This window comes from Cellulomonas denverensis (genome assembly GCF_012396125.1).
Taxonomy (GTDB): Bacteria; Actinomycetota; Actinomycetes; order Actinomycetales; family Cellulomonadaceae; genus Cellulomonas; species Cellulomonas denverensis.
This window is the reverse complement of sequence record NZ_JAAXOX010000013.1, coordinates 1-15,705: the sequence shown is the minus strand read 5'-3', so window position 1 is coordinate 15,705 and position 15,705 is coordinate 1. Positions and strand designations below refer to the sequence as shown.

Annotated in this window: 13 protein-coding genes and 1 riboswitch; of the genes, 8 read left to right on the top strand and 5 right to left on the bottom strand. The window is 74.4% G+C overall.

The window, feature by feature from the left end; translation table 11 throughout:
- Positions 1 to 36 precede the first annotated feature (36 nt).
- Positions 37 to 816 (bottom strand): alpha/beta fold hydrolase, encoded by a 780-nt coding sequence (locus HGA03_RS16215; RefSeq protein ID WP_168631347.1) that lies wholly within the window; start codon positions 814 to 816, stop codon positions 37 to 39.
- A gap of 78 nt (positions 817 to 894) precedes the next feature.
- Between HGA03_RS16215 and HGA03_RS16210 the strand changes: the two genes are divergently transcribed.
- The 4 genes from HGA03_RS16210 to HGA03_RS16195 are packed head-to-tail and all read left to right on the top strand — an operon-like array spanning position 895 to position 4,469.
- The gene (locus HGA03_RS16210) at positions 895 to 2,070 is read left to right on the top strand and encodes an aminotransferase class I/II-fold pyridoxal phosphate-dependent enzyme (protein ID WP_203767283.1); all 1,176 of its coding nucleotides are present in this window, start codon (positions 895 to 897) and stop codon (positions 2,068 to 2,070) included.
- A gap of 60 nt (positions 2,071 to 2,130) precedes the next feature.
- Positions 2,131 to 2,541, top strand: coding sequence for a TFIIB-type zinc ribbon-containing protein (locus tag HGA03_RS16205; protein WP_168631345.1), 411 nt, complete (start codon positions 2,131 to 2,133; stop codon positions 2,539 to 2,541).
- A gap of 45 nt (positions 2,542 to 2,586) precedes the next feature.
- Positions 2,587 to 4,008 carry a lactate/malate family dehydrogenase gene (locus tag HGA03_RS19465; protein WP_168631344.1) on the top strand — a complete coding sequence of 474 codons (1,422 nt, stop codon included), beginning with the start codon at positions 2,587 to 2,589 and terminating at the stop codon, positions 4,006 to 4,008.
- A 5-nt stretch (positions 4,009 to 4,013) separates the two neighbouring features.
- On the top strand, positions 4,014 to 4,469 hold the full coding sequence (locus HGA03_RS16195; RefSeq protein ID WP_239073519.1) for a GNAT family N-acetyltransferase: 456 nt from the start codon (positions 4,014 to 4,016) through the stop codon (positions 4,467 to 4,469).
- Here the strand turns inward: HGA03_RS16195 and HGA03_RS16190 are convergent.
- From HGA03_RS16190 to HGA03_RS16180, 3 genes are all read right to left on the bottom strand, one after another.
- A complete protein-coding gene (locus HGA03_RS16190; RefSeq protein WP_168631343.1) occupies positions 4,441 to 5,886 on the bottom strand; it encodes a choice-of-anchor D domain-containing protein in 1,446 nt (481 codons plus the stop codon). The genes HGA03_RS16195 and HGA03_RS16190 overlap by 29 nt on opposite strands.
- Before the next feature lie 216 nt (positions 5,887 to 6,102).
- Positions 6,103 to 7,491 (bottom strand): choice-of-anchor D domain-containing protein, encoded by a 1,389-nt coding sequence (locus HGA03_RS16185; protein WP_168631342.1) that lies wholly within the window; start codon positions 7,489 to 7,491, stop codon positions 6,103 to 6,105.
- Between the two features lie 205 nt (positions 7,492 to 7,696).
- A complete protein-coding gene (locus HGA03_RS16180) occupies positions 7,697 to 9,079 on the bottom strand; it encodes a choice-of-anchor D domain-containing protein (protein ID WP_168631341.1) in 1,383 nt (460 codons plus the stop codon).
- A 245-nt stretch (positions 9,080 to 9,324) separates the two neighbouring features.
- Positions 9,325 to 9,417: riboswitch (glycine riboswitch) on the top strand.
- 168 nt (positions 9,418 to 9,585) lie between these two features.
- Here HGA03_RS16180 and gcvP point away from each other — a divergent pair.
- From gcvP to HGA03_RS16160, 4 genes are all read left to right on the top strand, one after another.
- The gene (gcvP, locus tag HGA03_RS16175) at positions 9,586 to 12,429 is read left to right on the top strand and encodes an aminomethyl-transferring glycine dehydrogenase (protein ID WP_308439745.1); all 2,844 of its coding nucleotides are present in this window, start codon (positions 9,586 to 9,588) and stop codon (positions 12,427 to 12,429) included.
- Complete coding sequence (gene gcvT, locus HGA03_RS16170) at positions 12,426 to 13,568, top strand: glycine cleavage system aminomethyltransferase GcvT (protein WP_168631339.1); 1,143 nt, start codon at positions 12,426 to 12,428, stop codon at positions 13,566 to 13,568. The genes gcvP and gcvT overlap by 4 nt, the downstream gene beginning before the upstream one ends.
- A gap of 10 nt (positions 13,569 to 13,578) precedes the next feature.
- On the top strand, positions 13,579 to 13,950 hold the full coding sequence (gene gcvH / locus HGA03_RS16165) for a glycine cleavage system protein GcvH (protein ID WP_168631338.1): 372 nt from the start codon (positions 13,579 to 13,581) through the stop codon (positions 13,948 to 13,950).
- 400 nt (positions 13,951 to 14,350) lie between these two features.
- On the top strand, positions 14,351 to 14,590 hold the full coding sequence (locus HGA03_RS16160) for a helix-turn-helix domain-containing protein (RefSeq protein WP_168631337.1): 240 nt from the start codon (positions 14,351 to 14,353) through the stop codon (positions 14,588 to 14,590).
- 83 nt (positions 14,591 to 14,673) lie between these two features.
- Here HGA03_RS16160 and HGA03_RS16155 read toward each other — a convergent pair whose 3' ends face one another.
- Positions 14,674 to 15,600: a LysR family transcriptional regulator gene (locus HGA03_RS16155; RefSeq protein WP_168631336.1), complete on the bottom strand. Its 927-nt coding sequence runs from the start codon at positions 15,598 to 15,600 to the stop codon at positions 14,674 to 14,676.
- Positions 15,601 to 15,705: the final 105 nt, after the last annotated feature.

Genomic DNA, 15,705 nt, shown 5'->3' with positions numbered 1-15,705 from the left:
TCAGCCGGGACAGCCCTTCTGACCCGCGCTGACCGGTCAGGCCAGGAACGCCGCCGCGCGCGCCCCCCAGCCGCGGATCGCGGTGAGGTCCGCCGCCACCTCCAGCTGCGCGCCGGGCAGGATCCGGGCCAGTGCACCGGCGGTGGAGACCGGGTGACCGGGGTCGGTGGTCCAGGGCAGCAGCAGCGCGGGGTGCGGGAGACGGGCGAGCACGGCGGGGTCGGGCAGGTCGCTGGCCCCGGCGCCGCGCAGCACGCTGGGCAGCACGTCGGCGGGCACCGAGGGCTCCGGGTCGAAGTCCAGTCCGTCCAGCACCGCCGGGCCGGGGGTCGCGGCGGCGGCGCGCACCCAGGGGCCGAGGCCGTGCTGCTCCACCGAGCGGGCGTCCGCCTGGTAGGTGTCGGCCTGGGCGGCCCGGGTGTCCCAGGCGGTCGGCGGGATGGTGAGCACCAGGCGGCGGAACCGGTCGGGGCGCAGCGCGGCGGCCCACAGCACGGTGGCGGTGCCCATCGACGCACCGACGGCGTCCACCGGGGCGTCCGGGCTGACCTGGTCGATCAGGGCCAACAGGTCGCCGGCCTGGGCGGACCAGGTGTAGTCGGCGGGGACCGGCGCACCGGTGGAGCCGCCGTGGCCCCGGGCGTCGTACTCGACCAGCGTCCCGCCGGCCCCGAGCGCCGACCAGTCGAACAGTCCCTCGGCCGCGGCCATCGCCCGGCTGGAGGTCAGGCCGTGCGCGGTGACCACCACCGGTCCGTCACCGGTGCGGCGGACGGAGTAGTCGAGGTCGGCACGGGGGCGGCTGAGGGTGGGCATGTGGGGGACCGTAGCCCGGGGGTCCGACACCTGTCCTGGGGGATGCGTGGCGCCACGGGCCGACGGCACGATGGGGTGATGAAGGTCTCTCAGCGTTCCCACGTGCCGCCGTTCGCGGTGATGGACATCCTGGCCGCCGCGAACGCCCGCCGGGCCGCCGGAGCGTCGGTGCTGAACCTGTGCGCCGGGGAGCCGTCGACCGGGGCGTCGGAGGTGGTGCGGCGCCGGGCGGTGGACCTGCTGTCCGGCGGGGACCTGGGCTACACCGAGTCGCTGGGTGCCCCGGCGCTGCGGGCGGAGATCGCCGCGCACTACCGGCGCTGGTACGACGTGGAGGTGGATCCGGCACGGGTCGCGGTGACCACCGGGTCGTCGGGCGGGTTCATGCTGGCGTTCCTGGCGGCCTTCGACGTGGGCGACCGGGTGGCGCTGGCCCGGCCCGGCTACCCGGCGTACGCGAACATCCTGCGGGCGCTGGGCTGCGAGGTGGTCGACCTGGACTGCGGCCCGGAGACCCGGTACCAGCCGACGGTGCAGCAGCTGGCGGCGCTGGACCCGCCGGTGAGCGGCCTGGTGGTCGCCGGCCCGGCGAACCCGACCGGCACGCTGATCGACCCGGCGGCCCTGGCGGAGCTCACCGAGTGGTGCGCGGCGAACGGGGTGCGGTTGGTGTCGGACGAGATCTACCACGGCATCACCTACCCGGCCCCGGCCGAGCCCGCACCGGGCGCCCCGACCGCCGCGGGCGCGCTGGACGGTGGGGCGGTGGTGGTGAACTCGTTCTCCAAGTACTGGGCGATGACCGGGTGGCGACTGGGCTGGTTGCTGCTGCCGGAGGACCTGGCCGGACCGGTGGACGCCCTGGCCGGGAACGTCGCGCTCTGCCCACCGGCCCTGGCGCAGCACGCCGGGGTCGCCGCGTTCAGCCCGGAGGGCTACGCGGCCGCGCAGGCGAATGTCGTGCAGTACGCGGCCAGCCGGCAGCTGGTGCTGGACCGGTTGCCGGAGCTCGGCTGGTCCCGGGTGGCACCGGCCGACGGGGCGTTCTACGTCTACGCGGACGTGTCCGGCACCGGTCTGGCCTCGCCCGAGTGGTGCGCCCGGGCGCTGGACGAGGCGGGGGTGGCGCTGACCCCCGGCACCGACTTCGACCCGGCACACGGGGCGGACTGGGTGCGGCTGTCCTTCGCCTCCTCGCCGGCGGTGGTGGCCGAGGCGGTGGACCGGATCGTGGCCTGGCAGCAGACGCTCTGACGGGAACCGGTCCACCGGGCCGGACGTTGAAGTTCCGCACACGACGACGAGGAGTCCGACATGAGGTGTCCCACCGACGGCGCCGAGCTGGTGATGTCCGAGCGCCAGGGGATCGAGATCGACTACTGCCCGTCCTGCCGGGGGATCTGGCTGGACCGCGGTGAGCTCGACAAGATCCTGGAGCGCGCCTCCGGTGCCCCGGCCCCCGGCCTGCCGGTGGACCCGCTGGCCCCCGCCGCCGACCCGCGTGCGGCCGATCCGCGGTACGCCCCCGGCCCCGGCTACCCGCCCGACCCGCGGTACGCGCCCGAGCCCGGGTACGCGCCCGACCCGCGCGGTGGCTACGAGCCCGGCTACCGCGACCCGGGCTACCGCGACGACCGCCGGTACGACCGTGGCTACGACCCGCGGTACGACAAGCGCCGCAAGCGCAAGGAGTCCTGGCTGGAGGACCTGTTCGACTTCGGGTGAGCCGCGTCATGCGCCGGACATCTGCGTGCCCTAGCCTCCTTCGACGTGGATGTGGCGGTGCTGGGTGCGACAGGTGACGTGGGGCGGCAGGTCTGCGCCCAGTTGATCGAACGGCGGGTGCTGCCCACCACGTCGCGGCTGCAACTGGTCGGCCGTCCCGGGGGTGCGTCCGGCCGGGCGTCCTACGGTCTGCGCGCCGACCTGATCGACGCCTATGACGAGCACGCCCCGCTGATCGACGTGGTGCTGGACCCGGCCGACGTGGTCGCGGACGTGATCGTGCTCGCCGCGGGCCGGACCGCCCCCGCCCGCGCCGGTGCGGTCGCCGACCGGGCCACGCTGGCGGCCGAGAACCAGCAGGTGTTCGCCGCCTACGCCCGGGCGATCGCCGAGCACGGCTCCGGGCACGAGGTCGTCGTGGTGGTCTCCAACCCGGTGGAGCTGGCGGTGGCCACGGTGGCCGCCGAGCTGGGCCGGCACCGGGTGATCGGGATGGGCGCCTGGCTGGACACCCTGCGGTTCCGGCGGGAGATCGCGGTCTCGCTCGGGCTGCGCCGGCACCGGGTGGGCGGATTCGTGGCCGGGCAGCACGGCGACGACCTGGTGCCGCTGTGGTCGACGGTGCGGGTCAGCGGACTGGACGCGGAGGAACGGGCCCGGGCGGTCGCCGGTCTGCGCGCCGGGCGGTCGCTGGACGACTTCGGCGCCGAGATCACCGGGGCCCAGACCGAGCTGGCCGGGCTGATGGCCGACCGGCCGGACCGGGCGTTCGCGCTGGTGGAGGGCTGGCTGCCGGATCTGCGCGCGGTCGCCCGGCCGTGGCTGACCCACCAGAGCGGTGCCAAGACCGCCTCCGCCACCGCGGCGGCGACCGTGGACCTGGTGGACACCGTGCTGGACGGCCGGGAGATCGTGGTCGCCGGGCAGGTGGTGCTGGACGGCGAGGTCACGGTCGGCGGGCGGGCACTGCACGGCGTGCTGGGCGTGCCGGTGGTGCTCGGCCCGGAGGGGTGGACCCGGGTGATCCTGGACGAGCCCGCCCCGGACGAGGCCCGGCGGCTGCTGGCCTCCGCCGATCGGATCGACGGGCTGCTGGCGCCCTGGGGGCTGGGCCGGGACGGTGGCGCGCCCGGTGGTGGCGCGGTGGATCGCTGGGACGCGGGCAGCAGCCGGGCGACCACCGGCCTGGCCGTGGCGGCGGCCGCCGGGCCGGAACGCCGCTGGGTGATGGAGCTGACCGGCGACGACCGCACCGGCACCCTGATGGCGCTGGCCAGTGTGTTCGCCAGCCGCGGGGTGTCCTTCGACGCGCTGCGCACCGCCGACGCCCAGGACGGTGCGGGCGAGATCACCGTGACCTTCACCGCCACCGAACGCCGCCAGCGCCTGCTGATCCGCACGGTGGCGCGGTTGCAGGCGGTGCACGCGGTGCGGGTTCGGGCCGCCGGGCTGGAGGACGCCCGGTGAGCGAGCTGCTGATCGAGGTCGACGACCTGACCCGGCCCGCGGTGCACGCGCTGCTGGCCGAGCACCTGTCCGACATGCGCTCGGCCAGTCCGCCGGAGTCGGTGCACGCCCTGGACCTGGACCAGCTGCGCGACCCGGCGGTCACCCTGCTCACCGCGTGGTACGGCACCCTGCTGCTCGGCTGCGGGGCGCTGAAGGACCTGGGCGACGGGCACGGCGAACTGAAGTCGATGCGCACCACGGTGGCCGCCCGGGGCCGCGGGATCGGCGCGGAGATGCTGACCCGGTTGATCGAGCTGGCCGCCGAGCGCGGCTGGCGGCGGGTCAGCCTGGAGACCGGGGCGGAGGACCAGTTCGCCGCCGCGCGCCGGTTGTACGCCCGGCACGGATTCACCGAGTGCGGGCCGTTCGCCGACTACCGGCCGGACCCGCTCAGCGTGTACATGACCCGCGAGCTGTGAGGGGCACGCCGGCGGACCGGCGCCGGGCGATCAGGAGCAGCCCGCCGATCAGCAGGGCACCCGCGGCGCCGGCAGCGACCGGGAACAGGGCGCCCGAACCGGTGACGGCGAGCACCGGGGACGCAGTGGCCGCGTCCTGATCCGCTCCGCCGGTCGTGGTGCCCGGGTTCGCGGGTGCGCCCGGGCTCGCGGAGACGCTGGGGGTGGGGTCCGGCTCGGGCTCCGTCGGCGGCGTGGTCGGCGGGGCGACCGGCGCCGTGACGGTTCCGGTGAGTGTGATCAGCCGGCTGGTGACGTCGGTCAGGTTGCCCGCGTCGAGGCCGTGGATCCAGACCGAGGCGTCCAGGTCCGCGGGGGCGCGGTGCCAGGTCACGGTGCCGGCGACCGTCGCGCCCGGGGCGAGCTCGTCGGTCGGTAGCGCGATCTCGACCTCGTCCGTGCCGATCGACTCACCGGTGCCGGTCCGGCCGACCGCCCCGGCGCTGAGTCGCAGCGGGACGTTTCCGGTGTTGCTGATGGTCACGGGCTGCTGCACGGTGTCGCCCTGGACCACCTCACCGAAGTCGACCGCGCCCGCCTCCATCAGCAGGCTGCGGGAAACCCCGGTGCCGCTGAGCGTGGGGAAGATCGGCAGCGAGGTCACCGTGCTGCCGACCGCGTGCACGGTGAGCCGGGCCGACGCGGCCGCGGTGATCAGACCGGTGCGTTGGGGAGTGAAGGTGACCGCGACCTCGGTGGTGTCACCGGGCTGGACGGTGACCGAGGCCGGTTGCCCGGGCGCCAGTCCGAAGTCGGCCAGGGCCTCCACCTGCGACAGGTCGATCTCCACCGGGTTCGGGGTGATGTTGCGCAGCGAGACGGTGCGGGCGGCCGAGGTGCTGCCGACGGCGACCTGGCCGAAATCGACCGCGGCGCCGAGCTCCAGGTGGAGGGCGGTGAGGTTCGCGCCCACGTAGGTGCCGGCGGTGGAGCCGTCGGCGACCGAGGTCGCGGTCATCGTGGTGCCGGAGATCTGGGAGCCCCAGGTGTTCAGGGCGGTCGGCCCGAAGGTGAACCAGAACTGGCAGACGTCACCGGCGGTCAGCTGGACCATGAAGCCGTTGTCCGGGCAGGCGCCGGCGCGGTGGAACGCCGTGGTGTCGGCGTTGGAGTTCCATCCCGACGATCGCAGCTGGATGTCCTGGTGGGCCGTGATCGTGACCGCCGCGGAGGTGGCCGAGGAGCTGCCCAGGCCGGCGGTCGCCGTGAACGAGGTCCCCGAGACGTCGAACAGGTCGTTGCTCGACGGCTCGGTCCAGGCCGCCCGGGTGAATCCGGTGCTGGTGGTGGGCGGCGGGTCGGCGGCGAAGGCGGCCGGGGCGGTGACGGTCAGGGCGGCGGCGAGCACAAGGGTGCCCAGGGCGCGGACAAGCTTCACAGGGGGACTCCTGGTCGGACGGCTGACGATCCAGGGTGCGGGCAGTTGGCCGGCCGGCCCAGGGCTGCTCCGTGATCCGGGCGTGATCTGAGTACGCCGGGTCGGCGGATCTGAGTAAGCGCACCCGGGCTGCCCGGCACCGGTTCCCCGGTGCCTGTGACCGGCCGGCCCGGCCCGGCCCGTGCGCGTGGCGGCGGCGGGCCGGGCCGGGGGCGATCAGCGGGTCGCCCGGCGCACCCGGCGCGCGGCGACCAGGCCGGTGCCGAGCAGCACCGCACCGGCGGCGACGCCCAGGATCCAGGCGGTCGAGCCGGAACCGGTGATGGCCAGCCGGGTCGTGGTCGCGGTGGTCGCGCCGGTCGTGGTGTCCGGTGTGGCGGGCTTCTCCGGTGCTGTCGGCGGGATGGTCGGCGGGGTGGTCGGCTCCGGGGCGCTCGGCGCGGCGACCGTTCCGGTCAGGGCCACCAGCTCGGTCGCGGTGGTTGCGGGGGTCACCGCGGCGGGGGCGGCACCGGAGTCGTCGCCGTTCACCCGGACCGTGGCGGCCAGGTCGTCGCCGGCTCCGTGCCAGGTCACCGTGCCGGTCACGGTCTGACCGGGGGCGACCTCATCGGTGGGCAGTGCGACCTCGACTGTCTCGGCACCGGCGGACTGCACGTCCTCGGTGGACAGCCGCAGCGGCACCGCGCCGGTGTTGGTCACGGCGATCGGCTGCTGCACGGTGTCGCCTTCGGTCACCTCACCGAAGTCGACCGGGCCGGCGGTCAGGCCCGCCTGGCGCTCGACGCCGGTGCCGATGAACTCGGACAGCCGCGGGGTGGACTGGGCGGTGCCACCGACGGTGGTGACGGTGGCCAGCGTGTTCCACCACTCGCTGACCCGGCCCAGCGCCGTGGGGGTGAACGTGACCTGGACGTCGGCGGTGGCGCCGGGCTGGATGGTGAAGGTCGCCGGCTGGTCGTCCGCGAGGTGGAACGGTGCCATCGAGGTCAGGTAGGTCAGCTCGACCCGGACCTCGTCCGGGGTGATGTTCTGTACCGCGATCGACCCCGGGGCCGAGGTCGTCCCGAGCGGGACCTCGCCGAAGTCCAGCGGTGCCGCGGGCAGCACGTGCTGCACCTGGTTCTCCAGCCCGACGTACTCCGACGCGGTCGCCCCGCCGGAGGTGGTCGCGGTGAAGTGCAGCCCGCTGATGTAGCTGGACCACTCGTCGGTGGTGTCGGGTCCGTAGCTGACCCAGATCTGGCAGGTGTCACCGGCGGCCATCGTGATGGTTTGCGACCAGACCGAGGCCGGGCAGGTCCCGGACCGGTAGATCGCCATCCCGTCGGGCTCGTCGCTCCAGGTGCCTTGCTGCATCGTGAGGTCGGTCTTGGCGGTCAAGGTCAGCACCGACGTGGTGGCGCGGGGGGCGCCGATCCCGACCGTGCCCTTCCAGCGCGACCCGGAGAGGGTGAACAGGTCGTTGTCGATCGGGTCGCCCCAGCTCCCGGCGGCGAAGCCGGTGCTGGTGGTGGGCGGCGGGTCGGCGGCGAAGGCGGCCGGGGCGGCGACGGTCAGGGTTGCGGTGAGCAGCAAGGTGCCCAGGGCGCGCAGAAGCTTCACGGGGGGACTCCAGATCGGACGGCTGACGATCCAGGCTGCGGGTGGCCGTGTGGTGGGTCTGCGGGGTGCTCCGCGGTTCGCGCGTGATCTGAGTACGCCGGGTCGGGCGATCTGAGTGACCGCACCCGGCGTCCGCGGCACCAGCCACCCAGTTCCGGTGCCCGGCCCGTACACCCCCGGGGGCGGCGGGCCGGGCACGGGGCGGTCAGCGGGTGGCCCGGCGCATCCGGCGTACGGTCACCAGCGCGACGCCGGCCAGCACGGCACCGGCCGCCGCGGTCAGGGCCCAGGTGGTCGACCCGGAACCGGTGGTGGCCAGCCGGGTGGCGGTGATGGTGGCAGTGCCGGTCGTGGTGTCCGGCGGGGTGGTCGGCGCCGGGGTGTTGGTCGCGGTGACCGCACCGGTCAGGGCGACCACCTCCGACACCGGGGTGGCGGCGGGGACGTTGAGCGCCGCGGCGTCGGCGTCGGTGCCGGTGATCCGGACGCTGGAGGCGAAGCCGGCGGTGGCCGAGTTCCAGGTCACGGTGCCGGTGACCGATTCGCCGGGGGCGACCTCATCGGCGGGCAACTCGACCCGCACGTCCTCGGGGGTGGCGGCGGAGCCGTCCTGGACCACCGCGTCGGCGGTGAGCACCAGCGGGACCGGCCCGGTGTTGGTCACGGTGATCGGCCGCTGGGTGGTGGCGCCCGGGTCGACAGTGCCGAAGTCGACCGGGCCGCTGCTCAGCGCGGCCTGGCGGGCGATGCCGGTGCCGGTGAACGCCGACAGTGGGGTCCGGGCCTCGGTGGTGCTGTTGACCGGACGCACGATCCCGACGGTCTCGTCGTCGGCCACGGCCTGGCCCTCCTGGGTCGGGGTGAAGGTCACCGCGACCTCGGCGGAGTCGCCGGCGAGGAGGGAGACCGTGGTCGGCTGACCCGGGGCGAGCTGGAACGGGCCGATCGCGGTCATCTCGGTCAGGTCGATGTCGACCGGTGTGGTGCCGGTGTTGCTGATCGTGAAGGACTGCGGGGCGGAGGTGGTACCGACCACGACCTCACCGAAGTCCAGCGGTTCGCCCTCGACCTCGTAGGACACACCGACCTGAACCCGGACCTCCTGGGACGCAGTGGTTCCGTCGGGCGCCTCGGCATAGAACTGCAGCGTCCGGCTGGTGGCCCCCCACTCGTCCATGGCCTCCGGTCCGAAGCTCGCCCAGAACTGACAGGTGTCGCCGGCCGACATCTCGACCTGGGTCCTGATCGGGTCGCCCGGGCAGAGCCCGGCGTGCGGGACCACCAGGAGGGCGGGATCGCCGCCCCAGTTGTTCAGCATCCGGTGCTCTCGGACCGTGATGTCGCGGTTGGCGGTCAGGGTGATCACCCCGCCGGTCACCTGCTGGGTGCCGAGGGCGGCGTCGCCGTACCACCCGGCCGCGGAGACGGTGAACAGGTCGTTGCTCACCGGGTCACCCCACCGCTCCTGCACGACTCCCGTGCTGGCGGTGGGCGGCGTCGAGTCGACGGCCATGGCGGCGACGGGGGCGATGCCCGCCACGGCGACGGTGGTCGAGAGGGCGAGCAGGGCTCGCAGGGGGCGCTTCACGGATGCTCCGATCACGGGGATGCGGCGGGCGGCGCGCTCGCGGCGGCGTCACACGGGGACGCTCCATGGTCGGGGTGGCGTGCGGTGAAGCGGCGGTCGCGACCGGATCTGAGTAGGCGGGTGGCAACGAACTGGGTACCCTCGCCGCCCGCCCTGGAGACGATCACCCGGCGACCGGTCCGGGGGCAGACGGATCCTCCGCCGACGGTTACGCTGTGCCCGGTCTCACAACTTCACACGCTGCTCGAACCACGGCGGGAGAGCCCACCCGCCACGGTGGCGCCGAAGGAGCAAACCCTCCCCGGGAATCTCTCAGGCACCCGTACCGTCGTGGCCAGGCAACTCTGGAAAGCGACCGGCTCGCCGGTCCACCGACGGTGCAAGTCGGCGCGCCCCGGGCCCCGTGCGGGCCACGGCGGACCGGCAAAACTCTCAGGTCGTGTCCCCGGGCGCGGATGACAGAGCGGGGAGGACGCCTACCGCCCGTCCGCCCTTGGAGCAGCCGCGTGACCTTCACCCTGGATGAGTTCGCCGACCGGCACATCGGTCCGCGCCGCACCGACACCGCCGCCCTGCTGGCCCCGATCGGCGACTACGCCGACCTGGACGCGCTGACCGACGCCGCGGTGCCCGCCACGATCCGCACCGCCCGGCCGCTGGACCTGCCGGCCGCCCGGACCGAGACCGAGGTGCTGGCCGACCTGCGGGCGATCGCCGCGAAGAACACCGTGCACACCCAGATGATCGGGCTGGGCTACTCCGACACCATCACCCCCGCGGTGATCCGCCGGAACGTGCTGGAGTCGCCGGCCTGGTACACCGCGTACACGCCGTACCAGCCGGAGATCGCGCAGGGCCGGCTGGAGGCGCTGCTCAACTTCCAGACCGTGGTGGCGGATCTGACCGCGCTGCCGGTGGCCAATGCGTCGCTGCTGGACGAGGCCACCGCGGTCGCCGAGGCGGTCGCCCTGATGCACCGGGCCGCGAAGGGCCGCGCCGGGGTCGTGCTGCTGGATGCCGACTGCCTGCCGCAGACCCGGGCGGTCGCCGAGGGCCGGGCGCACGCCGCCGGACTCGGCCTGGTGGTCGCCGACCTGACCGACGGGCTGCCCGAGCTGGACCAGGACCTGGTCGGGGTGGTCGTCCAGGCGCCGGGTGCCTCCGGGGCGGTCCGGGATCTGCGCCCGCTGATCGCCGCCGCCAAGAAGCGGGGCGCGCTGGTCACGGTCGCCGCCGATCTGCTGTCGCTGACCCTGCTCACCCCGCCCGGCGAGTTGCGCGCCGACATCGCGGTCGGCTCCTCGCAGCGGTTCGGGGTGCCGTTGTTCTACGGCGGCCCGCACGCGGCCTACCTGGCGGTGCGCACCGGCCTGGAGCGGATGCTGCCCGGCCGGCTGGTCGGGGTGTCGATCGACGCGGACGGGGCGACCGCCTACCGGTTGGCGCTGCAGACCCGCGAGCAGCACATCCGCCGGGAGAAGGCGACCAGCAACATCTGCACCGCCCAGGCGCTGCTGGCGATCGTGGCGTCGATGTACGCGGTCTACCACGGGCCGGACGGGCTGCGGGCGATCGCCGAGCGGGTGCACGGGCACGCGGTGTCCCTGGCCGGCGGGCTGCGGGCCGCGGGGGTCGAGGTGGAGCACGCGGTGTTCTTCGACACCGTGCGGGCCGTGGTGCCGGGCCGGGCGCGCGAGGTGCTGGCCGCGGCGCTGGAGCGCGGGATCAACCTGTGGGCCACCGACGACGACCACGTGCAGATCGCCTGCGACGAGGTGACCACCCCGGCGCACATCGAGGCGGTGCTGGCGGCCTTCGGCGCGGGGGCACCGGGCGCAGCGGGTTCGGCGATCCCGGCGGAGCTGGCGCGCACCAGCGCCTACCTGACCCACCCGGTGTTCCACCGGCACCACAGCGAGACCGCGATGCTGCGCTACCTGCGGATGCTGTCCGACAAGGACCTGGCGCTGGACCGCACGATGATCCCGCTCGGCTCCTGCACCATGAAGCTGAACGCCACGGTGGAGATGGAGTCGATCTCCTGGCCGGAGTTCGCCGGACTGCACCCGTTCGTGCCCGCCGACCAGGCCGCGGGATACGCCGAGCTGATCGGCGACCTGTCCGGCTGGCTGGCCGAGATCACCGGCTACGCCGCGGTGTCGGTGCAGCCGAACTCGGGTGCGCAGGGTGAGTTCGCCGGGCTGCTGGCGATCCGCGGCTACCACGAGGCCCGGCAGGTCGAGGGTGAGCCGGTGCGGGACGTCTGCCTGATCCCGGCGTCCGCGCACGGCACGAATGCCGCGTCGGCTGCGTTGGCCGGGATGCGGGTGGTGGTGGTCGCCACCGCCGAGGATGGGTCGATCCTGCTGGACGATCTGCGGGCCAAGCTGGACCAGCACGGCCCCGAGGTCGCGGCGATCATGATCACCTACCCGTCCACGCACGGGGTGTACGAGCAGGACGTCCGCACGGTCTGCGACCTGGTGCACCAGGCGGGCGGGCAGGTCTACATCGACGGGGCGAACCTGAACGCGCTGGTCGGACTGGCCCGGCCGGGCGAGTTCGGCGGCGACGTGTCGCACCTGAACCTGCACAAGACGTTCTGCATCCCGCACGGCGGCGGCGGTCCGGGCGCCGGGCCGATCGGGGTGGCCGAGCACCTGGTGCCGCACCTGCCGCCGGTCGAGCCGGGTGCCGCGGGGATGGTGTCCGCCGCGCCGTTCGGGTCGGCCGGGATCCTGCCGATCAGCTGGGCCTACGTCGCACTGATGGGCGCCGACGGACTGCGCCGGGCCACCCAGACCGCGGTGGCGTCGGCGAACTACCTGGCCGCCCGGCTCACCGACCACTTCCCGGTGCTCTACACCGGCCCGGCCGGGCTGGTCGCGCACGAGTGCATCCTCGACCTGCGGGCGGTCACCAAGGAGACCGGGGTGACCGCCGAGGACGTGGCCAAGCGGCTGATGGACTACGGCTTCCACGCCCCGACGCTGTCCTTCCCGGTGGCCGGCACGCTGATGGTCGAGCCGACCGAGAGCGAGGACCTGGCCGAGCTGGACCGGTTCGTCGACGCGCTGGTCGCGATCCGGGGCGAGATCGACGCGGTCGCCGCCGGCCGGTGGCCGCTGGCCGACTCCCCGCTGCGGGGCGCCCCGCACACCGCCGCCGCGGTCACCGCCGATGTCTGGGACCATGCCTATGGCCGGGAGCTGGCGGCGTACCCGGTGGCCGCCCTGCGCGGTGCCAAGTACTGGCCGCCGGTCCGCCGGATCGACGGCGCCCGCGGGGACCGCAACCTGATCTGTGCCTGCCCGCCGATCGAGGCCTACGCCGAAGGAGCCAGCCTGTGACGATCATCGAGTCCCCGCTGAACGACGAGCACGTCGCGCTCGGGGCCACGCTGGTGCCGTTCGCCGGCTGGTCGATGCCGCTGCGCTACAGCTCCGACCTGGCCGAACACCAGGCGGTGCGCACCGCCGCGGGACTGTTCGACCTGTCGCACATGGGCGAGCTGCACCTGGACGGTCCGGGGGCCGGCGCGGCACTGGACTACGCCCTGGTCGGCAACCTGACCGCGCTGGCGGTGGGCCGGGCGCGCTACACCATGATCGTGGCCGAGGACGGCGGGATCATCGACGACCTGATCGTCTACCGGCTGGCCGACGAGTCGTACCTGGTGGTCGCCAATGCCGCGAACGCCGCCGTGGTCGCCGAGGCGCTGACCGAGCGGATCGACGGCTTCGACGCGGTGCTGACCGACCGGTCGCGGGAGACCGCGCTGATCGCGGTGCAGGGCCCGGCCGCGGCGGAGATCGTCGTCGGGCTGACCGACCCCGCGCAGGCCGACGCGGTCCGGGAGCTGAAGTACTACGCCTCGGTGCCGGCCACCGTCGGCGGGGTGGACGCCCTGGTCGCCCGCACCGGGTACACCGGCGAGGACGGCTTCGAGCTGTTCGTGCCCGCCGACCGGGCGCCGGGGCTGTGGCGCACGATCCTGGCCGCCGGACAGTCGCACGGGCTGGTGCCTGCCGGGCTGGCCGCGCGGGACAGCCTGCGGCTGGAGGCCGGGATGCCGCTGTACGGCAACGAGCTGGACCGCACCACCGCGCCGCACGACGCCGGGCTCGGCCGGGTGGTGAAGCTGGACAAGGTGGACGCCGACGGTACGCCGCTGCCGTTCGTCGGCCGGGCTGCCCTGGCGTCCCGGGCGCATGCCAACCCGTCCCGGGTGCTGGTGGGGCTGGTCGGCTCCGGTCGCCGCGCCGCCCGGCACGGCTATCCGGTGGTGATGTCCACTGCCGACGACGCGGTCACCATCGGCCAGGTCACCTCCGGTGCCCCGTCGCCCACGCTGGGCGTGCCGGTGGCGATGGCCTACGTCAGCCCCGAGGTCAGTGCCCCGGGCACCGAGCTGGCCGTCGACATCCGCGGCCGCCGCGAGCCGGTGCGCGTGGTCGCCCTGCCCTTCTACCGCCGATCCCAGTCCTGAGGAGCCCGACATGAGCCAGACCCCCACCCATCTGCAGTACACCGCCGAGCACGAGTGGATCGACGCGGGCAGCCCGGCGACCGTCGGCATCACCGCCACCGCCGCGGACGCGCTGGGCGACATCGTCTACCTGGAGCTGCCCGAGGTCGGCGCGGCGATCAGTGCGGGCGCGGTGATCGGTGAGGTGGAGTCCACCAAGTCGGTGTCCGAGCTGTTCTCCCCGGTCACCGGCACGGTCACCGAGGTGAACCAGGCCGCGGTCGACGAGCCGTCGGTGGTCAACTCCGACCCCTACGGCGCGGGCTGGCTGATCAAGGTCGAGGTCGAGTCGACCGGGGCGCTGCTCAGCGCGGAGGAGTACGCGGCGCTCGCGGCCGGCTGACCCGGCTGCCTCCTGACTCCTGCGGCCAGATCGGCGGCCCGGCTGCTGAGTTCGTGACTCCTGCGCCCACATCGGCAGCCCGGCTGCCGAGGTCGTGGCGGGAGTCACGAACTCGGCGGGAGCGTCGCTGCTGTTCGGCGGGGCACCGGGGGTGTTCGGGGGGCGAGATGGGGCGCTGGTCCGAACGGGTGGTCTTCACCCGGTGGGGCGGGAAGCGTTTCCCCGGGAGTGACCTGGGACTTCGGACCCAGAATCGTGGGTGATATGCCCGGAATGCCCTGACCTCGCGGGGTCGGGGTTCTTCGGGAAACCCGTGGTGGGCGCGCACTATTGCCGATCACAACCGGTAGACGGCCGCTGGACCCCCCGCAGCCGCGCCTCGTCACCCACCGGAGGAACGATGACCACGATGGAGATCGCCCCGAACACCCGGAGCGACATCTTCGGCGAACCGCTGACCACCCGTGAGCGGATCGTGCTGGCCGAACTGACCGAGGACGTCACGCTCGAGGACATCGCGCGTCGGCTCTTCGTCACCCGCAACACCGTGAAGTCCCAGGTCCGGAGCGTCTACCGCAAGATCGGCGTCTCCACCCGGACCGAGGCAGTCGCCTGGGCCAAGGCCGCAGGCATCCGCTGACCTCGCACCGGCACCCCCTGCCGGTACGACGTCGACCACACCGGGATGGGCCGAGGTGCGCGGCCCGTCCCCGGTGATCCCCTTCACCCGCCGGTCGCGGCGACCACCTCCGCGGCCAACTCCCGGGCCGCCGCCGAGGGCTGACGGCCCGCCGACCAGACCATCCGGAGCCGGCGCCGCAGATCCACCGCCGTCGGCACCGCCACCAGCTCCCCGCGGGCCAGCTCGTCCGCGACCGTGAGCTGCGACAGCACCGCGGCGATCCGCCCGGTGCGCACCATCGTCTTCACCGCCGAGGTGGAGCCGAGCTGGTGCACCGACCTGCCGAGCGTGACGCCTGCCGCCGACAGTGCCTCCTCCAGGACCTCCCGGGTGCCCGAACCCTCCTCGCGCACCGCCAGCGGACCGGCCGCCAGGGTCGCCGCGTCCAGCGGTTCCGCGCGCCCGGCCCACGGGTGGCCCGGGACGACCACCACCAGCAGCTGGTCCTCGCCGACCACCCGCTGCCGCAGTCCGTCGCTCACCCGCGGGCCCTCGACGAACCCCAGGTCGGCCCGGCCGTCCAGCACCGCGGCCATCACGTCCCGGGAGTTCGCCACGGTGAGCTCCACGGTCGGCGCCTCCGGTGACCGTCCGGCCAGCCACACCGGCACCAGGTACTCCGCGATGCTCAGGCTCGCGGCCAGCCGCACCCGGTCGCCCTGCCGGAGCTCGGCCACCTCGCGTTCCAGCGCGTCCGACGCGGACAGCACCGCCCGGCCACGGGCCAGCACCGCCTCGCCGGCCGCAGTCAGCCGGGTGCCGGTCGCCGACCGGTCCAGCAGGGTCAGCCCGGTCCGGCGCTCCAGGCGGCGCAGGCCGGCACTGACCGACGGCTGCGCGATCCCGAGCGCGGCGGCCGCGGCGGTCAGCGACCCGTGGGTGGCGACGGCGTCCAGCAGATCGAGGGCCGCCAGCGGGATCCGGCCCCGGGTGGTCGGGGCCTCGGGCAGATCCTGCGGGTCGGGCATAGCCTCAGGCTAGGGGGTGCCAGCGGATTCGGCGTTCCGCGGGGCCATGCACCAGGCGCACCGTGGACCCGTGAACGACGCCCACCCCACCACCACCGCTCTCGA